A 20,725-nucleotide genomic window follows, 5' to 3' on the forward strand; every position below is an offset into this window, starting at 1 on the left:
CGTCCTTGGTGTGCCTGTGCCCTTGCGCGAGAGTTGCGCGGACGGCCCGTCCGGAGGACAGGAAACCGGCGGGAAATCTTCCGGGAACGCCGTGTCATCCGGTTCCGGCGGGAGCGCAACTCTTGCACAGACCGACAGCGAGCGGGAGAGGTGCGCAGGTCGGGGAAGCGCCCCCGCACCGGCCCCCGCGCAGGTCCTGTCGCACACCACCGCCACGGTGAGGAGCCGCCATGCCCGTATCAGTCCTGCCCGAATCCGGTCGGCCAGCGCCCGAAAAGCAGCGAATGCACCTTTGGTCCCTCTTGCTCTGGGTCGCCGTCTCCCTGCTCGGCGCGATCGCCTGGGGTGTCCTCGCCCTCGCCCGGGGCGAGGACATCTCGGCCGTCTGGCTGGTCGTCGCGGCGCTCGGCTCGTACGCCATCGCCTACCGCTTCTACTCCCGCTTCGTCGCCCGGCGGGTGCTCCGGCCCGACGACCGCCGGGCCACCCCCGCCGAGCGCCTCGAGGACGGCGTCGACTTCCATCCCACCGACCGCCGGGTGCTGCTCGGCCACCACTTCGCCGCGATCGCCGGTGCCGGACCGCTGGTGGGGCCGGTGCTCGCGGCCCAGATGGGCTATCTGCCCGGGACGCTGTGGATCGTGGCCGGCGTGATCTTCGCGGGCGCGGTGCAGGACATGGTCGTGCTGTTCCTGTCCATGCGGCGGGACGGCACGTCGCTCGGGCAGCTGGCCCGGGACGAGATCGGCCGGTGGGGCGGGGCCGCCGCCCTGATCGCCGTGTTCGCCATCATGATCATCCTGCTCGGTGTGCTGGCCCTGGTCGTCGTCAACGCCCTCGCCCACTCCCCGTGGGGCACCTTCTCCGTCGCCATGACCATCCCCATCGCCCTGTTCATGGGCTTCTGGCTGCACGTCATCCGCCCGGGCCGGGTCGTCGAGACCAGCCTGATCGGCGTCGCGCTGCTGCTGCTCGCCATCGTCGGCGGCAGCTGGATCCAGCAGTCCTCGCTGGCCTCCGCCTTCACCCTGAGCCCCGCGACCCTCGTCTTCTGCCTGGTCGGCTACGGCTTCGTCGCCTCCGTGCTGCCGGTGTGGATGCTGCTCGCGCCGCGCGACTACCTCTCCACCTTCATGAAGATCGGCACGATCGCGCTGCTCGCGGTGGGCGTGGTGGTCGCCGCCCCGGTGCTGCGCGCGGACGCGGTGAGCGACTTCGCCTCCTCGGGCGCGGGCCCCGTCTTCGCCGGCGCGCTCTTCCCCTTCCTCTTCATCACCATCGCCTGCGGCGCGCTGTCCGGCTTCCACGCCCTGGTCGCCTCCGGCACCACGCCGAAGCTGATCCAGAAGGAGTCCCAGGTCCGGATGATCGGCTACGGCGCCATGCTGATGGAGTCGTTCGTCGCGATCATGGCGCTGATCGCGGCCGCGACCCTGGAGCCGGGCCTGTACTACGCCATGAACGCCCCGGCGGCCCTCCTGGGCACGACGGCCGAATCGGCGTCCCACGCGGTCGCCGGCCTCGGCTTCACGATCAGCCCGGACCAGCTGACCCAGGCGGCCGAGGCCGTGGAGGAACAGACGCTGATCGCCCGCTCCGGCGGGGCACCGACACTGGCCGTCGGCATGTCGGAGATCTTCTCCGGGGTCATCGGCGGCACCGCGATGAAGGCCTTCTGGTACCACTTCGCGATCATGTTCGAGGCGCTGTTCATCCTGACGACCGTGGACGCGGGCACCCGGGTCGGCCGCTTCATGCTCCAGGACATGCTCGGCAACGTCTGGAAGCCGGCCGGCCGGGTCAACTGGAAGCCGGGCATCTGGCTGTGCAGCGCCCTGGTCGTCGCGGCCTGGGGCTACTTCCTGTACACCGGCGCCACCGACCCGCTCGGCGGAATCAACCAGCTCTTCCCGCTCTTCGGCATCGCGAACCAGCTCCTCGCCGCGATCGCCCTGGCCGTCTGCACCACGGTCCTGATCAAGTCCGGGAAGCTGCGCTGGGCCTGGGTCACCGGCGTTCCGCTCGCCTGGGTCGTCGCCATCACCTTCACCGCCGGCTGGCAGAAGATCTTCTCGGACGACCCGAAGGTGGGCTTCTTCGCCCAGCGCGCCCGCTACGCCGACGCCCTCGACGCCGGCCAGGTCCTGCCGCCCGCCAAGAACGCGGCCGACATGCGGACCGTCATCACCAACTCCACGGTCGACGGCGTACTGATCGCCCTGTTCCTGCTGCTGGTCGCCGTGGTGCTCGTGAACGCGGCGGTGGTGTGCGTACGGGCGGCCCGGGCCTCGGGTCCGCTGCCGACCACCGAGGCGCCGTATGTCGAGTCCCGCATCGAGGTGCCGGGGGAGCCGGCCGAGTCCCTGACCGGGGCCCGCTCATGAGGGCCGTGCGCTGTGCGCGGGCCGTGGCCTGGTACGTCCGCGAGCTGCTGCGCACGCTGGACCGGGGGTCGGGGCCGCGGGGGCGGTGCTGCTGACGTGCCCCGCGGTCGGCTGCTGCCTCGCACCGTGGGGCGGCCGACCACCGGCGGTCACACGGCCGCCGGCTCCGCCTCCGTCGCGTCCGTCTTCTCGGCCGCCGCCTGCGCCCGGTCCCGGGCCTCGCGGCGGGCCAGGATCACCCAGCCGACCGGGACGGCCGCGGCGAACAGCCACCACTGGTAGGCGTAGGCGTAGTTCAGCGCGGCGTCCTCCTTGCCCGGGTTGCCGAGGAGCTCGGGGGTGTCGCCCTTCGGCTCGGGTGCCGTCTGGGCGATGTAACCGCCGAGCACCCGGACGTCCAGGCGCCGTGCCTCCTGCGCGCTGTTGATCAGCATGATCTGCCGGTCCGGGAGCCCTTCGAGGTTCTTGATGCCGCTCGCCTCGGTCGTCTCGTCGGGCATCAGCCGCCCCGTGACGGTGACCTCGCCGGCCGGCGGTGCGGGAACCTTCGGGAACGTGGTCTGGCTCGGGCCGTCGGAGGGGATCCAGCCCCGGTTGACCAGCAGGACCTTGCCGTCGTCGAGGACGAACGGGGTGAGGACGTGGTAGCCGACCTCGTCGTCGGAGTTGGTACGGCGGCGGACGACGACCTCGTCCTCCGTGTCGAAGTGACCCTTCGCGGTCACGGTGTGGTACCGCTCGGCGCTGGTGACGGTGTGCCCGGGTCCGGTCAGCTTCTCCACGGGCACCGGGTCGGCCGCCAGCGCGTCCGAGACCAGCTGGTTCCGGGCGGTGCGCTCCTCGTAGCGATGCATCTGCCAGATGCCCAGCCTGATCATCGTGGGGATGAGAAGCAGGGCGATCAGCGTGAGGATCACCCACTGCCGGGACATCAGGAAGCGGTACACCCCACGACCGTACAACTCGGTCGTGGGGTGCGATCAGGCGGGTACGGTTTCACACCTTGTCGACAATTCCCGCCTTTCCCTCCGCGCGTGCGCAGTGCGCGCCGCAGTACCAGTGGCCCTCGACCTCCACGCCCTGGCCGATGATCTGTACACGGCAGTGCTCGCAGATGGGTGCCATGCGGTGGATCGCGCAGGAGAAGCAGTCGAAGACGTGCACCGCGCCCTGCGCGTGCACCTCGAAGGTCATTCCGTACTGATTGCCACATACCTCACAGGTCGCCATGCGCCACAGGGTGAGCCGTCATCCCGGCCCGGGCGAGCGGGTGCCGGGCGAGTCGCCCCCCAATCACCCGTCCGTACGGTCACCCCTCCGACGCCGCTCCGCACGCGGTCACCCCTCCGACGCCGGCTCCACATCCGCGAGGAGTTGCCCGAACGCCGCCTCGTCCACGACCGGCGTGCCGAACTGCCGCGCCTTGACCACCTTGGACGTGCCCGAGTCCGGGTCGTTCGTGACGAGCAGACTGGTGAGCCGGGACAGGCTGGTGGCCACGTGCAGCCCGGCCTCGGTCGCGCGGTCCTCCAGCAGATCGCGCTCCACCGAGGTGTCACCCGAGAAGGCGACCCGCATGCCCTGCTTGAGCCGCCCGCCCGCCTCGTAGCGCCCCGGGTTGGGGTAGGGGCAGGCGGGCCGCTTGCGGGCCGGGCGCCAACTGGTCGGCCGGTAGCCGCCGTAGCCCGCCTGCTGGCCGATACGGGGCGCGGGACGGTCCGACCACTCGGTCAGCGGCCGGCACTCCAGCAGCGGCAGCCGCACCCCGTTGGCCGCCGCGGCCCTGAGGCTGGGCCGGAACGCCTCGGCCAGCACGCGCGCGTCGTCCAGCGCGTGGTGCGCCCGCTGCTGGACGACGCCGAAGTGCGCGGCGAGGGACTCCAGCTTGTGGTTGGGCAGCGGGAGCCCGAGCTCCTTGGAGAGCGCGATGGTGCACAGCCGCTGCCGCACCGGAGCCTCGCGCTGCGCCCGCGCGTACTCCCGGGCGATCATCTGCCAGTCGAAGACGGCGTTGTGCGCGACGAGCACCCGCCCCTCGAGCCGGGTCGTGAACTCCTCGGCGATGTCCTGGAAGAGGGGCGCGCCCTCGAGCGCCTCGCTCGTCAGTCCGTGGATCCACACGGGGCCGGGGTCACGCTCCGGGTTGACCGTCGAGTACCAGTGGTCCTCGACCTCGCCGCGCGCGTCGAGCCGGTAGACGGCCGCGGAGATGATGCGATCGTCCCGGGCCAGACCTGTGGTCTCCACGTCAACGACCGCGTACCCCTGGGGATACGCGGCCGGCCATGACGTGGGAGAGGGCACTGCGGTCGTCAGGTCATCGAGCATGGTCCCTGAGGATACGGGCCACGACTGACACCATCGGCCGCCAGGTGCGCTCACTCGGCCCTTCCGATACTCCCTCAGGCGTGTTGTCCGGTCTGTCCGTTCGCGAGGCGTACGTCTGTCCGACGCTCAGTCACTCCGATTGGCGGAGATCACCAAGAAGCAAGCGCGTACCGTCGGTAATACTTGTGGGTAACAACGTCTAGTCGGGGCACGACGGCGGTCCTACGGTGCCTGTATGCCGAACCTGCCCGATGTCGTGCTGTGGTCGATCCCCGCCTTTGTGCTGCTCACCGTGGTCGAGATGGTGAGCTACCGTCTCCACCCCGACGAGGACGCGGAGGGCTACGAGGCGAAGGACGCCGCCACGAGCGTCGGCATGGGCCTCGGCAGTCTCGTCTTCGACTTCCTGTGGAAGATCCCGATCGTCGCCCTCTACACGGCCCTCTACGAACTCACGCCCCTGCGCGTGCCCGTTCTGTGGTGGACCGTCCCGCTGATGCTGCTCGGGCAGGACTTCTTCTACTACTGGTCCCACCGCGGCCACCACGTCATCCGCGTCCTGTGGGCCTGCCACGTCGTCCACCACTCCAGCCGGAAGTTCAACTTCACCACCGCGCTGCGCCAGCCCTGGACGTCCCTGACGGTGTGGCCGTTCTACGTCCCCCTCATAGCCGCCGGCGTGCACCCCGCCGCGCTCGCGTTCTGCTCCTCCGCGAACCTCGTCTACCAGTTCTGGATCCACACCGAGCGGATCGACAAGATGCCCCGCTGGTTCGAGTTCGTCTTCAACACCCCCTCGCACCACCGCGTCCACCACGCTTCCCAGGGCGGTTACCTCGACCGGAACTTCGGCGGCATCCTCATCGTCTGGGACCGGCTGTTCGGATCGTTCGCCCCCGAGACCGAGCGGCCCGTGTACGGACTGACCAAGAACATCGACACGTACAACCTGCTGAAGGTGGCGACGCACGAATACGCGGCCATCGCGAGGGACTTGAAGGCGGCGCACAGCTGGCGCGAGCGTGCGGGACGCGTGTTCCGGGGACCGGGCTGGGGTCCCGCACCCGCACCCGCGCCGACGGCGACCCTTGCTGCGGCTACGGCGACCCTTGCTACGGCTACGGCTACGGAAACGTCTCCGCCGACGGGCCCCGCCACGGCCCCGACCCACGCCGGTGAGAGCACGTCGGCGTGACCCCCGCCCGCCTCCTCCTCGCCGCCTTCGGTCTCGCCGCCGCCGTCGACCTCGTCTCCCTCGCGGCCGGTTTCGACGCCGGGCACACCGTGGCCAAGCCCCTGCTGATGCCGCTCCTGGCCCTGTGGGCCGCCCTGCGCCAGGCGCCCCGGCTGCTCCTGGCCGCCCTGCTGTTCGGCTGGGGCGGAGACGTCCTGCTGCTGTCCGACGCCGAGCCGGCCTTCCTCGCCGGCATGGGCTCCTTCGCCGCGGGCCATGTCTGCTACCTCGTCCTCTTCCGGACGTACGGCAGCCGGAACGCGGTCCCACGCGCGCGTGCGGTTCTCCTCGCCCTCGGCTACGGCGCGGCTCTCGTCACCACCGTCGCGCTGCTGTGGCCGGACCTGCCCGCGGACCTGCGCGTGCCCGTCGCCGGGTACAGCCTCCTGCTCACGGCCATGGCGTACGGGTCCGCCACCCGGCTCGGCCTCTACGCCGGACTCGGCGGCGCGCTGTTCCTGCTCTCCGACACGCTCATCGCGACCGGCGTCGCCGACTGGCCGCAGCTGCCCCGGCCGGACTTCTGGATCATGCTCACGTACATCGCCGCGCAGGCCCTGCTGGCCGGCGGCACACTGGGGGCGCTCAACGCGCGCAGGGCACCGGCCGCGACATACGGCGAGATGCGCGCCGTCTGAGGCTCACCGGCCGGGGCTCCGTCCGGGGCTCACCAGCGGATGGGCACCGGAAGGGCCGTCAGCAGTCCGGACACCGCGACCACCAGGCCCAGCGCGACGACCTCCGCCCGCGCCGGCGCACAGGCGGTCAGCGGATCGGCCGCCCGGCGCAGCCGGCTCCGGGCCCACAGGGCGAGGGCGGCGACGGCGGCCACGAGCAGCACCTTGGCGAGCAGCGCGCGCCCGTAGGCCGTGGCCGTCAGCTGCTCCACGATGGTGCCCGGCGGCATCCGGCGCAGTGAACTCCACACACCCGTCGCGGTGATGGCGGCGAGCAGCACGGCAGCCACGCGCGCGTAGAGGCCCAGCAGGGCCGCGCCCGCCCCTGGGTCCCGCCGGCCGTGCCACAACCGCAGGGTCCGCAGCGCGTGCAGCAGACCGCCCACCCACAGTGCCGCGCAGGTCAGGTGGACGAGCGTCAGCCCGGAGCCGGTCAGCGGGCTCTGCTCGGTCGGGGGGTGCGCGCGCAGCGCCTCGGCGACGATCACGGCGGCCAGCGGCCACACCTGCCTGGCGGGCCGGTGCGACACCGCGCACAGACCCGCCACGAGGAACGCGTTGACCTCGAGCAGGGCGAGCGTGCCGTCCCGGGACGTGTAGAGCCCTCCGATGTCCAGGTCCGACAGACCGCCCGGGACCCGGTTGCCCGTGGCCACGACCGAGGCGAGCGCGAGGGCTGCGACGAAACCGGCGACGGCCGCGAAGGGCGACCAACCGCGGGGCACGTCCGGGGCGTGGCCGGGGGCCGTCTCGGAGCCCGGCACGGAACGCGCCAGCCGGTTCACGAACAGCTCGCCGACCGGTACGCACAGCGCCGCGAACAGCACCGTGCGCAGCAGGGCGATGCCGCCGGCCCCGGGCGCGCCGGCCTCCCCGGTGCCGTGCAGCGCGGTGGACGGGCCGAGCAGCGGGATCAGCGCGGCCAGGGCCACCAGGACCAGGACGGCGACGGCCCGGCCCGCACCGGTGCGCCGTACGGGCCCGCCGCTGTCGGACACTCCGGGCGTGGGTCTTGTCAAGGTCACCCCAAGATCTTCACCAACCTTCACATGGTCGGGCAAGTCCAGGGGGTCGAACTCAGTCGCCCTTCGACGCGGCCGACCACCACAGCCGCACCTCCTTGCCCACGTCCGTGGGGCGCAGCTCCCATCCCTGGGCGAGCGCGACCTCGGCGACGTACCACCCGCCGACACCGCGGTATTTCCGCAGGGGTATCGCACACTCCACGGGCGGTCGTGGCTTCCCCCGCTCCGCCGGGGCCGAGGCCCGGGCGGTCCACTTCGCGACCGCCTTGTCCACGCGCGTCTTGTAGAAGTCGGCGTCACCCTCATGGCGGAGCTCCGGCCAGGACACGCACCAGGAGGCCAGGCGCCCGACGCGCAGAACCGTCCCGCCCGCGGCTTCGATGAAGCGGCGTTCGAGGGTGCTGCTGAAAGCCGTGATCACCTCGGCGAACAGCGCGACGACGAAGAGCACCGCCGCCACCGCCACCCACACCACGCACACCACCGGGAACCACACCACGCTCCCCGCGAACCGCAGGGCCAACTGCCACCGCGGCCGCACCGGTTCGGCGGTCCAGGTCACGGGATCTTCGTACACGTCCATGACAAGAAATCCTGCCGCAGGGGCGCAGCGGGCCGGGCGGGTGCCCCCGCCCGGCCCGGACCGCCTTCACACGAGCTCTACTTGGTCACCGCGTCCAGCGCGTCCGCGATGCCCCAGCCGTAGAAGCCGTTGCGGTTCTTGGAGCCCTCGCACACCGCGTCGATCTTGCCGTCGGCGTCGATGTCGTACGGGTCCGTGCACGGCGTGGCGTCGGCCTCCGCGTACAGCAGGGCCTTGACCAAGGCCGGGGAGGCGTACGGGTGCGTCGACTTGATGAGGGCGGCGACGCCCGCGACATGCGGGGACGCCATCGACGTACCGGCCATGTAGCCCCACTTGCCGCCCGGCAGTGTGCCCAGGATCAGCCCGCTCGTGGCCGGCGCCTCCGGCTTCTGGTAGGCGGTCGAGTCGCCGCCCGGGGCGGCGATGTCCGCGACGCCCAGCCCGTAGTTGGAGAAGGACGACTTGATGCCCTTCGCGCCCGTCGAGGCGACCGTGACGACACCCGGCAGCTGGGTCGGGATGTCGAGGCACTCCGAGGGGTCGACGGTCCGGTCGCCCGGCGTGGTGTCGTTCGGGGACGACGGGTCGGTGATCTCGTCGGCCGAGAGGTCGTAGTTCTCGTTGCCCGCCGCCGCGACGTTGACCGCGCCCTTCTTCTCCGCGTACCGGGAGGCCCGGCCGACCGCGTCCAGGAGCGCCTTCTGGTCCGGGTCGTCGCCGCAGTTGAAGTACCAGGGGTCGGTGTAATAGCTGTTGTTGGTGACGTCGACCCCGTGCTCGGCCGCCCACACGAAGCCGCAGACCACGGCCTCCGTGTAGAAGAAGCCGTCCGGGTTGGACACCTTGATGCCGGAGACCTTCACCCCGGGCGCGACACCGGTCATGCCGACGCCGTTCTTGGCGGCCGCGATCTCACCCGCCACATGGGTGCCGTGCGGGCTCTCCGAGGCACCGGGCCGCCAGGCCCCGTCCGCGGTGTCCGGCTTGCCCGACACGCAGTTGACCGACGCCTTGCGGTCGAAGTTGGGCGCGATGTCGGGGTGGGTGTCGTCGACGCCGGTGTCGATCACGGCGACCGTGACCTTCTTGCTGCCCAGCGACTTCTCGTGCGCCTTGTCCGCCTTGATGGCCGGCAGGTCCCACTGCTGGGGCTGGAGCGGGTCCTGCCCGGCGGGGGCCTCGGCCTCGGCGACCTCGGCCGCGCTCAGCGCCTTCGGCGTGCCCAGGTCGCCCGTCGTCGCCGCGGGCAGCGGCTTGGTGCGGGTGGCACCGGCCGACTGGACGCCGCGCACCTTGCGGACGGTCTTGGCGAAGTCGGGGTTCGAGGAGTGGACGACGATGACGCCTATCTGGTCGTACGACGTCACGATCGTGCCCCCGGCCTTGCCGACGGCCTTCTTCACATACGCCGAAGTGCCGTGCCCCGACTTGACGTTGACCACGTAGCTGAGCGGGGTGGTCGCGTCGGCCGAGACCGCCGCGGGGGCCTCGTCGGCGGCCGTGGCCGTGGTGTTCGGCAGGAACGCGAGGGCCGTGGCCATGGCCATCCCGGCCGGGATCGCGACGGCGCGGCGGTAGCGCGCATGCGGCGCTGTCATGGTGTCTCCAGTAGGTTCGCGGTACGAGCTGACGGAGCTGACGGTGCGTGAACTCTCAGGATGCACAGGTCACTTGACCGCGCGCAGCGCGTTGACGATGCCGTATCCGTAGAAGCCGTTGACGCGCTTGCCGCCCTCGCAGGTGGCGTCCTGGGTGCCGTCGCCGTCCTGGTCGTAGGACTCGGGGCAGGCGGTCCGGTCGGCCTGCGCCTTCAGCAGCGCCTGGAGCTGGGCCGCAGACGCCTTGGGGTGCTTGGACTTCAGCAGCGCGGCGACACCGGAGGCGTGCGGGGAGGCCATCGAGGTGCCCTGGAGGAAGCCCCACGTGCCGCCCGGCATGGTGGACAGGATGCGGCCGTTCTTCGAGGGCGTGTCGGGTATCTGGTAGCGCCCGTCACCGCCCGGCGCCGCGACGTCGACGACGCCCTTGCCGTACGTCGAGAAGTACGACTTGACGCTGTTGACGCCCGTCGAGCTCACCGTGACGACACCCGGCAGCTGGTTCGGCACGTCGAAGCACTCGTGCGGGTCGATGGTGCGCTCGACGGGGGTGGAGTCGTCCGGGCTGGAGTCGTCGACGATCGCGTCCGAGTCCAGGTCGTGGTTGGAGTTGCCCGCCGCGGCGACGTTGAGCGTGCCCTTCTTCTGGGCGTACAGCTGCGCCCTGTTGACCGCGTCGACGATGGCACGCTGGTCCGGATCGTCCATGCAGTTGTACAGCCAGGGATCGACGTAATAGCTGTTGTTCGTGATCTCGACGCCGTGGTCGGCGGCGAACACGAAGGCGCACACGACGCTCTCCGGGTAGAAGAGTCCGTTGGCCCGGTCGGTGACGTTGATGCTGGAGACCTTCACACCGGGGGCGACGCCCGCCACGCCTATGCCGTTGCGGGCGGCGGCTATCTCACCGGCGACATGCGTGCCGTGGTAGTCCTCGGGGGTGTACGGCCGCCAGGCGCCCTCGCTGGTGTCGGGCTTGCCCCCGGCGCAGTTGGCGGACTGCGACGCGGAGAAGTTCGGGGCGATGTCGGGGTGCGTGTCGTCGACGCCGGTGTCGATCACGGCGACGGTCACCTTGCGGCTGCCCGGGTTGATCTTCGCGGCCTTGTCGGCGCCGATCGCCCGCAGATCCCACTGGTCGGCTTCGAGCGGCTCGCTCTCGGGCGTCTTCGCCGAGGCGGCCTCGACCCGCGCGGCCTGGGCCCCGGTCAGATACTGCGCAGCGCCCTCCTCCTTCGTCCCCGCCGCGGTCAGCGGCGTCGTCCGCGTCGCACCCGCCGACTGGACACCGCGCGCCTTGCGCACGGTCTTGGCGAAGTCGGGGTTCGAGGAGTGGACGACGATCACGCCGATCCGCTCGTACGTGGTCACGACCGAGCCGCCGGCCGCGCCGATCGCCTTCTTCACCGACGCGATCGTGCGACGGTCCACCTTGGTGTTGACGACGTACGCCAGCTTCGGCGCGTCCGCCGAGGGCGCGGCGGACTCCACGCGCGGGGCGGCCGACGCGGCAGCCGGCAGGAAGCCCAGCGAGGCCGTCAACGACAGCACGACGGGCACGGCGAGAGCGAGCCGGCGTCTGGAACGCAGCTGAGACATGGGGTCTCCACATCATCCGGAAACGAAACCGGCCCGAGGCACAGGTGGTGCTCGGGCAGGTACATGACGGGGTGGTGCAGGGCGAAGCTATCCCGCGCTCTCGCTGGCCAGCAACGTTTTGTCGAAACGACTTCGGAAAGAACGCCGGGCAGTTGAACCGGTTCTCGCGTGCCGCCGTGACGTTGAGCAGGGAGCGCGAGGACACTCGCCTCCGTCCCCGTCGAAAACCGCTTCCGTCGTCACGAGGAGACTCTCCGTGTCCACCGATGCACCGCCCCCCTCGAAAGAGCAACACAAACTCCCCTCACCCGAGGAGTTCGCCGAGGTGCAGGAGAGCGCGGAGTTCGGTGAACTGCGCCGCTCCTACCGCTCCTTCGCCTTTCCGCTGACCGTCGCCTTCATCGCCTGGTACCTGCTCTACGTGCTGCTGTCGAACTACGCGGGCGGCCTCATGGGCACCAAGCTGTTCGGCAACATCAACGTCGCCTTCGTCCTCGGCGTCGCCCAGTTCATCACCACGTTCCTCATCGCCTGGTGGTACTCGCGGCACGCCGCCGTGAAGCTCGACCCCAAGGCCGAGGCCATCAAGTCCCGGATGGAGGGCGGCGCATGAGCACCGCACAACAGACCCTGCTCGCCGCGAACGAGGCCAGCGAGCACCGGCCGCTGATCATCACCTTGTTCGCGCTGTTCGTCCTGGCCACGCTCGGCATCACCATCTGGGCCGGCCGCCAGACCAAGGACGCCGCCGACTTCTACGCGGGCGGCCGCCAGTTCAGCGCCTTCCAGAACGGCCTCGCGGTCTCCGGCGACTACATGTCGGCCGCGTCCTTCCTCGGCATCGCGGGCGCGATCGCCCTCTTCGGCTACGACGGCTTCCTGTACTCCATCGGCTTCCTGGTCGCCTGGCTGGTCGCCCTCCTCCTGGTGGCCGAGCCGCTGCGCAACTCCGGCCGCTACACCATGGGCGACGTGCTCGCCTACCGCATGCGCCAGCGCCCGGTCCGCACCGCCGCCGGTACGTCCACGATCGTCGTGTCGATCTTCTATCTGCTGGCCCAGATGGCCGGTGCGGGCGTCCTCGTCTCGCTGCTGCTCGGCATCACCTCCGACGCGGGCAAGATCCTCATCGTCGCCCTCGTCGGCATCCTGATGATCGTGTACGTCTCCATCGGCGGTATGAAGGGCACCACCTGGGTCCAGATGGTGAAGGCCGTGCTGCTCATCGGCGGCACCATCCTGATCACCTTCCTGGTGCTGCTGAAGTTCAACTTCAACATCTCCGACCTGCTCGGCACGGCCGCCGAGAACAGCGGCAAGGGCGCCGCCTTCCTGGAGCCCGGCCTCCAGTACGGCATGACCGGCACCTCCAAGCTGGACTTCGTCTCCCTGGGCATCGCCCTGGTGCTCGGCACGGCCGGCCTGCCGCACATCCTGATCCGCTTCTACACGGTGCCCGACGCCAAGGCCGCCCGTAAGTCGGTGAACTGGGCGATCGGCATCATCGGCGGCTTCTACCTGATGACCATCGCCCTCGGCTTCGGCGCCGCCGCGCTGATCTCCCAGGAGGAGATCATCGCGTCCAACCCGTCCGGCAACACGGCGGCACCCCTGCTCGCCCTGCACCTCGGCGGTGTCGACTCGACCTGGGGCGCGATCCTGCTCGCCACGATCTCGGCGGTCGCCTTCGCGACGATCCTCGCCGTAGTCGCCGGCCTCACCCTCGCCTCGTCGTCGTCCTTCGCGCACGACATCTACGCCAACGTCATCCGCAAGGGGCAGGCGTCCGGCGCCGAGGAGGTCCGCGCGGCCCGCTGGGCGACCGTCTTCATCGGCGTCGTCTCCATCGGCCTCGGCGCCCTCGCCCGCGATCTGAACGTGGCCGGCCTGGTCGCGCTCGCCTTCGCGGTCGCGGCCTCCGCCAACCTGCCGACGATCCTCTACAGCCTGTTCTGGAAGCGCTTCACCACCCAGGGCGCCCTGTGGTCGATCTACGGCGGTCTGATCGTCGCCGTCGGCCTGGTGCTGTTCTCGCCCGTCGTCTCCGGCGACCCCAAGGCGATGTTCCCCGAGGTGGACTTCGCCTGGTTCCCGCTGAAGAACCCGGGCATCATCTCCATCCCCTTCGGCTTCCTCATGGGCTGGCTCGGCACCGTCCTGTCCAAGGAGGAGCCGGACGCCAAGAAGTACGCCGAGCTGGAGGTCAGGTCCCTGACCGGCACCGGCGCCCACTGAGCACCAACCCCCTCGCGCGGCCGCCTCGTAGGAACCTCCAGGTCCCTGCGGCGCGGCCGCGCTCCGCGTCGTGGGATCGGGCCTGTGGAGTTGTCAGTGCGGTCACGTAGGCTCGCAGGTGTCGGAGAGGAAGTGCTCCGGGCACGATCCGCGTCGAGGGAGGGGGCCCACGTGCTCATCGACACCTACGGCCGAGTGGCAACCGACCTGAGGGTCTCGCTGACCGACCGGTGCAATCTGCGCTGCACCTACTGCATGCCCGAGGAGGGCCTGCAGTGGCTGGCCAAGCCGGATCTGCTCACGGACGACGAGATCGTCCGGCTGATCGACATCGCGGTGACGTCCCTCGGTATCGAGGAGGTCCGCTTCACCGGCGGCGAGCCCCTGCTGCGCCCCGGCCTGGCCGGCATCGTCGAGCGGGTCGCGGCCCTGGACGCGCGCCCCCAGATGTCCCTCACGACCAACGGCATCGGCCTCAAGCGCACGGCGGCCGCCCTGAAGGCGGCGGGCCTGGACCGGGTCAACGTCTCCCTCGACACCCTCCGCCCGGACGTCTTCAAGACCCTCACCCGCCGCGACCGCCACAAGGACGTCATCGAGGGCCTGCACGCGGCCCGCGACGCCGGCCTGACCCCGGTCAAGGTCAACTCGGTCCTGATGCCGGGTCTCAACGACGACGAGGCCCCGGACCTCCTCGCCTGGGCCGTGGAGCACGACTACGAGCTGCGTTTCATCGAGCAGATGCCCTTGGACGCCCAGCACGGCTGGAAGCGCGACGGCATGATCACGGCAGGGGACATCCTGACCTCCCTGCGCACCCGCTTCGAGCTGACCGCCGAGGGCGAGGAGAAGCGCGGCTCGGCCCCGGCGGAGCGCTGGCTGGTGAACGGCGGGCCGCATGTGGTCGGCGTCATCGCCTCGGTCACCCGCCCCTTCTGCGCGGCCTGCGACCGCACCCGCCTCACCGCCGACGGACAGATACGCACCTGCCTCTTCGCCCAGGAGGAAACAGACCTCCGCGCCGCCCTCCGCTCCGACGCCCCGGACGAGGAGATCGCCCGAATCTGGCGCCTGGCGATGTGGGGCAAGAAGGCGGGAGCGGGCTTGGACGACCCGACATTCGTACAGCCGGACCGTCCGATGTCAGCGATCGGTGGTTAAGGGCTTCAGGGGCGCGGGGAACTGCGCGACCAGCCCCCACGAGCCGGTACCCGAATGACGTCAGACGTCCTTCGTTTCCCACTCATCAAGAAGAACCACGTCCTTCAAAAACCCCCGCACCCCGAGGAACTGCGACAAATGCTCGCGATGCTCTTCACACGCGAGCCACGTCTTGCGCCGCTCCGGCGTATGGATCTTCGGGTTGTTCCACGCAAGCACCCACACCGCATCGACGCGGCAACCCTTCGCGGAACAGATGGGCGTCTCGTCAGTCACAGCTTCTTCTCACCAGAAAAGGCGACGCCGAGCAGCCACGGGGGGAGCTGCCCGGCGTCGGTCCGTCGCTCCGACGGGGGATGCGGAGCGCGTACGAAGTATGTCACGGGTAACCCCGACCCCGGCACCTGAACAACATGATTGATCTGAGCTTTTCTTGAGCTTGGCGGGAAGATGACTTCCGTTTGTGACCGCCCCCGGACGCCCCTACCGCTCCCGCGAATCGGTCTTCGCACCCGGCGCCTGCCCGGACGCGGCATCTTCCGCGGCGGATTCCGCGGAACCGTCCTGCGCATCCGGCGGCGCGATCATCGGACGCGTCGGCGCCGCCACGAACGTCGACGGCAGAGACGGCGCGTTCTCGCGCCCGGCGTTCGCGATCACCACCGCGATGTACGGCAGGACCAGCCCGAGCACCAACGCCACGATGGCGACGTGCCGTTCGACGTTCCACAACGTGGCCGCGAGGATCACGGAGATCGTGCGGACCGTCATCGAGATCACGTACCGGCGCTGCCGCCCGCGTACGTCCTCCTGAAGTCCCGTCCGGGCGCCGGTGATCCGGAAAACCTGGACGTTGCCGCCGCCATGCTGCTTCCGCATCGCATTCCACCATCCGCCCGTATCGAACTCTCCCCGCCCCGTGGCCGCCCCGGACCGGCCGGGGAGCCTGACCAGGACAGCTCCCACGTTACGCCGCGGCTGCGCCCGCTACGAGACCGGGGCCCGTCCGGCCGAGGCGAACGCCGTGCGCCGTGGCGTGTACGGCCATCCCCGGCATGCGGCGTACGGCACCTGGGCCGACACTGGCCCTAGAGCTCACGTCGAGCCGTGCGAGGAGGCAGCGATGGGCTGGTTGTGGGCGATCATCGTGGGACTGGTACTCGGCCTGCTCGCCAAGGCGATCATTCCGGGCAAGCAGCACTTGCCGCTGTGGCTGACCGTCATCCTGGGGATCATCGGAGGCGTCGCCGGCAACGCCATCGCCCGGGCGGCCGGCGTCGACGCCACAGCGGGCATCGACTGGTGGCGGCATGTCTTCCAGCTGGCATTGGCGATCATCCTCGTCGGCCTCGGGGACAAGGCCTGGACGGCGGCACGGGGAGACAGACAGAGGGCGTGACGGCGGGGCGCACGGCGAAGGGGGCCGCCTCCGCAGCGGAGACGACCCCCTTCGCGCGCATGCTCAGCCGCCCGTGACCTCGACCGCCGCCAGGTTCTTCTTGCCCCGGCGCAGCACCAGCCAGCGGCCCTGCAGCAGGTCCTCCTTGGCGGGGACCGCGTCCTCGCCGGTGACCTTGGCGTTGTTCACGTAGGCGCCGCCCTCCTTGACCGTGCGGCGGGCGGCCGACTTGCTGGCCACCAGACCGACCTCGGCGAACAGGTCGACGACCGGGCCGAGCTCGGAGACCTGGATGTGCGGCACCTCCGACAGGGCCGCGGCCAGCGTCTTCTCGTCGAGCTCCGCCAGCTCGCCCTGCCCGAAGAGGGCCTTGGACGCGGCGATCACGGCGGCCGTCTGGTCCGCGCCGTGCACCAGCGTCGTCAGCTCCTCGGCGAGCGCCCGCTGCGCGGCACGGGCCTGGGGACGCTCCTCGGTCTGCTGCTCCAGCTCCTCCAGCTCCGCACGGGAGCGGAAGGACAGGATGCGCATGTACTTCGAGATGTCCCGGTCGTCCACGTTCAGCCAGAACTGGTAGAACGCGTACGGCGTCGTCATCTCCGGGTCGAGCCAGACGGCGCCACCCTCGGTCTTGCCGAACTTGGTGCCGTCCGCCTTGGTCATCAGCGGCGTCGCCAGGGCGTGCGCCGTGGCGTCCGGCTCCAGGCGGTGGATCAGGTCCAGGCCCGCCGTGAGGTTGCCCCACTGGTCGCTGCCGCCCTGCTGGAGCGTGCAGCCGTACCTGCGGTAGAGCTGCAGGAAGTCCATGCCCTGCAGGAGCTGGTAGCTGAACTCCGTGTAGCTGATGCCCTCGGAGGACTCCAGGCGCCGGGCCACGGAGTCCTTCGTCAGCATCTTGTTGACGCGGAAGTGCTTGCCGATGTCCCGCAGGAACTCGATCGCGGAGAGGTTCTCCGTCCAGTCGAGGTTGTTGACCATGACGGCCGCGTTCTCGCCCTCGAAGGTCAGGAACGGCTCGATCTGGGAACGCAGCTTGCCGACCCAGCCGGTCACCGTCTCCGGGTCGTTCAGCGTGCGCTCCGCCGTCGGGCGCGGGTCGCCGATCAGGCCCGTGGCACCGCCGACCAGCGCCAGCGGCCGGTGACCGGCCTGCTGGAGCCGCCGTACGGTGAGCACCTGCACCAAGTGCCCCACGTGCAACGACGGTGCCGTCGGGTCGAAGCCGCAATAGAACGTGACGGGACCGTCCGCGAGCGCCTTGCGCAAAGCGTCCTCGTCAGTGGACAGGGCGAACAGCCCGCGCCACTTCAGCTCGTCGACGATGTCCGTCACGGTTCTCGTATCTCCTTGAGCGGGCCCGTGTGGAGCGGGCCCGATTGATGGGGCTCGTAATCAGGTACGAGGTTATACGCCCTGGCTGACAGAGCTCATATTGAAGTCGGGCACCCGCAGGGCCGGCATCGCAGCCCTGGTGAACCAGTCGCTCCATTCCCTCGGCAGCGTCTTCTCCGTCCGCCCGGCCTCCGTCACCCGGCCCAGCAGACCCACCGGCGTCTCGTTGAACCGGAAGTTGTTCACCTCGCCGGTCACCTCGCCGTTCTCGACCAGGTAGACACCGTCCCGGGTCAGCCCCGTGAGCAGCAGCGAGGCCGGGTCGACCTCGCGGATGTACCACAGGCAGGTCAGCAGCAGACAGGGCCCACGATGGTCCGTGTTCGCGACCATCTCGTCCAGGGAGCGGTCCTCGCCCCCGTCCAGGATCACGTTGTCGATGCCCGGAGCCACCGGCAGACCGGTCAGGCCCGCGCTGTGGCGGCTGGTCGTCAGATGCCGCAGCTCTCCCTCGCGCATCCACTCGGTGCCCGCCAGCGGCAGGCCGTTGTCGAACACCGACTCGTCGCCCCCGGAGGAGTGCGCGATCACGAAGGGCGCCGACTCCAGACCGGGCTCGTTCGGGTCGCTGCGCAGGGTCAGCGGCAGATCGGTCAGCTTCTCGCCGACCCGGGTGCCCCCGCCCGGCTTGGAGAACACCGTGCGGCCCTCCACCGCGTCCCGGCCCGACGCCGACCACAGCTGGTAGATCAGCAGGTCCGCCACGGCCGACGGCGGCAGCAGCGTCTCGTACCGGCCGGCGGGCAGTTCCACACGCCGCTCGGCCCACCCGAGGCGCACCGCGAGCTCCGCGTCCAGGGCCGCCGGGTCGACGTCCTTGAAGTCCCGCGTGGAGCGCCCGGCCCACGCGGACCGGGTCCGGTCCGGTGACTTGGCGTTCAGCTCCAGCGTCCCGTTCGGCTGGTCGTGCCGCAGCCGCAGGCCCGTGGAGGTGCCCACGTACGTCGACACCAGTTCGTGGTTGGCGAACCCGTACAGCTCCCGGCCGCCGGCACGCGCGCGTGCGAAGGCCTCGCCGAGCGCCGGGGCGAAGTCGGCGAACACCGCTGAGGAGGTCTCGGCTGGCGCCTCCGTGAACTCCGGGCTCGCGGCCACGCCCGTGACCAGCGGCTGGGCGTCCTCGGCGGGCCCGGCACCGCGCGCGGCCGCCTCGGCGGCCCGCACCAGGGGCTCCAGCTCGTCGGTGGTCACGGCGGACCGCGACACGACCCCCGAGGCCGTGCCCTCCTTGCCGTCGACGGTGGCGACGACGGTGAGCGTGCGCCCGCGCGTGACGCCGTTGGTGGTCAGGGCGTTGCCCGCCCAGCGCAGGTTGGCGGTGGACTGCTCATCGGCGATGACGACACAGCCGTCCGCCCGGGACAGTTCGAGGGCGCGCTCGACGACCTCGTGCGGCTTGCTGGAACGCGCGCTCATCGACCGGCCTCCTGCGTGGTGTTGAGGATGTTGACGCCCTTGAAGAGGGCCGACGGGCAGCCGTGCGACACGGCCGCGACCTGGCCCGGCTGGGCCTTGCCGCAGTTGAAGGCGCCGCCCAGGACGTAGGTCCCTGGACCGCCGACGGCGGACATGGAGCCCCAGAAGTCGGTGGTCGTCGCCTGGTAGGCCACGTCCCGCAGCTGCCCGGCGAGCCGCCCGTTCTCGATCCGGTAGAAGCGCTGACCCGTGAACTGGAAGTTGTAGCGCTGCATGTCGATCGACCAGGACCGGTCACCGACGACGTAGATGCCCCGCTCCACGCCCCCGATCAGGTCCTCGGTCGACATCCCGGCCGGGTCCGGCCGCAGCGAGACGTTGGCCATGCGCTGCACGGGCACGTGCCCGGGGGAGTCGGCGTAGGCGCAGCCGTTGGACCGCTCGAACCCGGTCAGCTTCGCGATCCGCCGGTCCAGCTGGTAGCCGACGAGCGTGCCGTCCTTGACGAGGTCCCAGGACTGGCCCTCGACGCCCTCGTCGTCGTACCCGATCGTGGCGAGCCCGTGCTCGGCGGTGCGGTCGCCGGTGACGTTCATCAGCTCCGAGCCGTACCGCAACTTGCCCAGCTGGTCGAACGTGGCGAACGAGGTGCCCGCGTAGGCGGCCTCGTAGCCGAGCGCCCGGTCCAGCTCGGTGGCGTGCCCGATGGACTCGTGGATGGTCAGCCACAGGTTGGACGGGTCGACGACCAGGTCGTACAGGCCCGGATCGACACTCGGCGCGCGCATCTTCTCGGCGAGCAGCTCCGGGATCCGCTCCAGCTCGTCCTCCCAGTCCCAGCCGGTGCCCCGCAGGTACTCCCAGCCGCGTCCCGCGGGCGGCGCGAGGGTACGCATCGAGTCGAACTCGCCGGTCGACTCGTCCACCGACACGGCGTTGAACACCGGGTGCAGCCGAACCCGCTGCTGCGTGGTCACGGTCCCCGCGGTGTCGGCGTAGAACTTGTTCTCGTGGACGGTGAGAAGCGAGGCGTCGACATGGTCGACCCCGTCGGCCGCCAGCAGCCGCGCGCTCCAGTCCGCGATCAGCCCGGCCTTCTCCTCGTCGGGCACGGTGAACGGATCGATCTCGTACGACGAGACCCACGTCTTCTCGGCGTGCACCGGCTCACCGGCCAGCTCCACTCGCTCGTCCGACCCGGCCGCCTTGATCACCTGGGCGGACAGCTTGGCCATGGCCACGGCCTGCCCGGCGACCCTGGCGGCGGCGTCCAGGCTGAGGTCCACACCGGAGGCGAAACCCCACGTCCCGCCGTGCACGACGCGCACCGCGTAGCCGAGGTCGGTGGTGTCCGACGACCCGGCGGGCTTGGCGTCCCGGAACCGCCAGGAGGCGCCCCGCACCCGCTCGAACCGGAAGTCCGCGTGCTCGGCGCCGAGCGCACGCGCGCGTGCGAGGGCCGCGTCGGCGAGGGCGCGTAGGGGGAGGGCCGTGAAGGCCTCGTCGATGGTATGAGGCACCGCCGTCTCTTTCTGTCGAGGTGAGGGTGGTCGCCGTACTGCGTGACTGCTCCGATCATGTCGTCCATCCCGCGCGCGGGCCATGAGTTTCCGTACCCCGGGCGCGTGGCTTTCTGTAGAGACCCGACAGTGAGTCCCGTACGCCACTGTCGGTGCCCGATTGTCCGCGGG

The 20,725-nt window shown here is 70.5% G+C and carries 19 protein-coding genes; 7 read left to right on the forward strand and 12 right to left on the reverse strand.

Annotated features, from left to right (window positions below; genetic code table 11):
* Positions 1-230: 230 nt before the first annotated feature.
* Positions 231-2,384, forward strand: coding sequence for a carbon starvation CstA family protein (locus ACFT32_RS42325; RefSeq protein WP_382499839.1), 2,154 nt, complete (start codon positions 231-233; stop codon positions 2,382-2,384).
* 149 nt (positions 2,385-2,533) lie between these two features.
* Here ACFT32_RS42325 and ACFT32_RS42330 read toward each other — a convergent pair whose 3' ends face one another.
* The 3 genes from ACFT32_RS42330 to ACFT32_RS42340 all read right to left on the reverse strand — a co-directional run bounded on the left by ACFT32_RS42330 (position 2,534) and on the right by ACFT32_RS42340 (position 4,712).
* A complete protein-coding gene (locus ACFT32_RS42330; protein ID WP_382499841.1) occupies positions 2,534-3,331 on the reverse strand; it encodes an SURF1 family protein in 798 nt (265 codons plus the stop codon).
* A gap of 49 nt (positions 3,332-3,380) precedes the next feature.
* Positions 3,381-3,614 (reverse strand): hypothetical protein, encoded by a 234-nt coding sequence (locus ACFT32_RS42335; RefSeq protein ID WP_078615365.1) that lies wholly within the window; start codon positions 3,612-3,614, stop codon positions 3,381-3,383.
* Positions 3,615-3,722: 108 nt separating this feature from the next.
* Positions 3,723-4,712: a DEDDh family exonuclease gene (locus ACFT32_RS42340; protein ID WP_382499843.1), complete on the reverse strand. Its 990-nt coding sequence runs from the start codon at positions 4,710-4,712 to the stop codon at positions 3,723-3,725.
* Between the two features lie 235 nt (positions 4,713-4,947).
* On the opposite strand from ACFT32_RS42340, the gene ACFT32_RS42345 reads away from it, so the two are divergent.
* Together ACFT32_RS42345 and ACFT32_RS42350 are read left to right on the forward strand one after the other, a co-directional pair.
* Entirely contained in the window at positions 4,948-5,907 is a 960-nt protein-coding gene (locus ACFT32_RS42345; RefSeq protein ID WP_382499845.1) for a sterol desaturase family protein, read from the forward strand.
* Positions 5,904-6,584, forward strand: coding sequence for a lysoplasmalogenase (locus ACFT32_RS42350; RefSeq protein WP_382499847.1), 681 nt, complete (start codon positions 5,904-5,906; stop codon positions 6,582-6,584). The genes ACFT32_RS42345 and ACFT32_RS42350 overlap by 4 nt, the downstream gene beginning before the upstream one ends.
* Positions 6,585-6,613: 29 nt before the next feature.
* Here the strand turns inward: ACFT32_RS42350 and ACFT32_RS42355 are convergent, their stop codons facing one another.
* The 4 genes from ACFT32_RS42355 to ACFT32_RS42370 all read right to left on the reverse strand — a co-directional run bounded on the left by ACFT32_RS42355 (position 6,614) and on the right by ACFT32_RS42370 (position 11,431).
* Complete coding sequence (locus ACFT32_RS42355; RefSeq protein WP_382499849.1) at positions 6,614-7,648, reverse strand: CopD family protein; 1,035 nt, start codon at positions 7,646-7,648, stop codon at positions 6,614-6,616.
* A gap of 52 nt (positions 7,649-7,700) precedes the next feature.
* Complete coding sequence (locus tag ACFT32_RS42360; RefSeq protein ID WP_382499851.1) at positions 7,701-8,231, reverse strand: hypothetical protein; 531 nt, start codon at positions 8,229-8,231, stop codon at positions 7,701-7,703.
* A 77-nt stretch (positions 8,232-8,308) separates the two neighbouring features.
* The gene (locus tag ACFT32_RS42365) at positions 8,309-9,832 is read right to left on the reverse strand and encodes a S8 family serine peptidase (RefSeq protein ID WP_382499854.1); all 1,524 of its coding nucleotides are present in this window, start codon (positions 9,830-9,832) and stop codon (positions 8,309-8,311) included.
* A gap of 69 nt (positions 9,833-9,901) precedes the next feature.
* Positions 9,902-11,431: a S8 family serine peptidase gene (locus tag ACFT32_RS42370; RefSeq protein ID WP_382499856.1), complete on the reverse strand. Its 1,530-nt coding sequence runs from the start codon at positions 11,429-11,431 to the stop codon at positions 9,902-9,904.
* A gap of 256 nt (positions 11,432-11,687) precedes the next feature.
* On the opposite strand from ACFT32_RS42370, the gene ACFT32_RS42375 reads away from it, so the two are divergent.
* The 3 genes from ACFT32_RS42375 to moaA all read left to right on the forward strand — a co-directional run bounded on the left by ACFT32_RS42375 (position 11,688) and on the right by moaA (position 14,827).
* Positions 11,688-12,044 (forward strand): DUF485 domain-containing protein, encoded by a 357-nt coding sequence (locus ACFT32_RS42375; protein ID WP_382499859.1) that lies wholly within the window; start codon positions 11,688-11,690, stop codon positions 12,042-12,044.
* On the forward strand, positions 12,041-13,666 hold the full coding sequence (locus ACFT32_RS42380) for a cation acetate symporter (protein ID WP_382499861.1): 1,626 nt from the start codon (positions 12,041-12,043) through the stop codon (positions 13,664-13,666). Before ACFT32_RS42375 ends, ACFT32_RS42380 begins: the two co-directional genes overlap by 4 nt.
* A 171-nt stretch (positions 13,667-13,837) precedes the next feature.
* The gene (gene moaA / locus ACFT32_RS42385; protein ID WP_382499863.1) at positions 13,838-14,827 is read left to right on the forward strand and encodes a GTP 3',8-cyclase MoaA; all 990 of its coding nucleotides are present in this window, start codon (positions 13,838-13,840) and stop codon (positions 14,825-14,827) included.
* Positions 14,828-14,887: 60 nt separating this feature from the next.
* Here the strand turns inward: moaA and ACFT32_RS42390 are convergent, their stop codons facing one another.
* Both ACFT32_RS42390 and ACFT32_RS42395 read right to left on the reverse strand, forming a co-directional pair.
* Positions 14,888-15,103 carry a hypothetical protein gene (locus ACFT32_RS42390; protein WP_382499865.1) on the reverse strand — a complete coding sequence of 72 codons (216 nt, stop codon included), beginning with the start codon at positions 15,101-15,103 and terminating at the stop codon, positions 14,888-14,890.
* Between the two features lie 207 nt (positions 15,104-15,310).
* Positions 15,311-15,706, reverse strand: coding sequence for a DUF3099 domain-containing protein (locus ACFT32_RS42395; RefSeq protein ID WP_382499867.1), 396 nt, complete (start codon positions 15,704-15,706; stop codon positions 15,311-15,313).
* 244 nt (positions 15,707-15,950) lie between these two features.
* Here ACFT32_RS42395 and ACFT32_RS42400 point away from each other — a divergent pair, with 244 nt between their 5' ends.
* On the forward strand, positions 15,951-16,226 hold the full coding sequence (locus ACFT32_RS42400; RefSeq protein ID WP_382499869.1) for a GlsB/YeaQ/YmgE family stress response membrane protein: 276 nt from the start codon (positions 15,951-15,953) through the stop codon (positions 16,224-16,226).
* A gap of 63 nt (positions 16,227-16,289) precedes the next feature.
* Here ACFT32_RS42400 and tyrS read toward each other — a convergent pair whose 3' ends face one another.
* The 3 genes from tyrS to ACFT32_RS42415 all read right to left on the reverse strand — a co-directional run bounded on the left by tyrS (position 16,290) and on the right by ACFT32_RS42415 (position 20,554).
* The gene (gene tyrS / locus ACFT32_RS42405; RefSeq protein WP_382499871.1) at positions 16,290-17,558 is read right to left on the reverse strand and encodes a tyrosine--tRNA ligase; all 1,269 of its coding nucleotides are present in this window, start codon (positions 17,556-17,558) and stop codon (positions 16,290-16,292) included.
* A 72-nt stretch (positions 17,559-17,630) separates the two neighbouring features.
* Positions 17,631-19,034 carry a metallopeptidase TldD-related protein gene (locus tag ACFT32_RS42410; RefSeq protein WP_382499873.1) on the reverse strand — a complete coding sequence of 468 codons (1,404 nt, stop codon included), beginning with the start codon at positions 19,032-19,034 and terminating at the stop codon, positions 17,631-17,633.
* A complete protein-coding gene (locus ACFT32_RS42415; RefSeq protein ID WP_382499875.1) occupies positions 19,031-20,554 on the reverse strand; it encodes a TldD/PmbA family protein in 1,524 nt (507 codons plus the stop codon). The genes ACFT32_RS42410 and ACFT32_RS42415 overlap by 4 nt, the downstream gene beginning before the upstream one ends.
* Positions 20,555-20,725 lie beyond the last annotated feature (171 nt).

The sequence above is a fragment of the Streptomyces sp. NPDC057002 genome (assembly GCF_042673825.1).
Classification (GTDB): Bacteria; Actinomycetota; Actinomycetes; order Streptomycetales; family Streptomycetaceae; genus Streptomyces.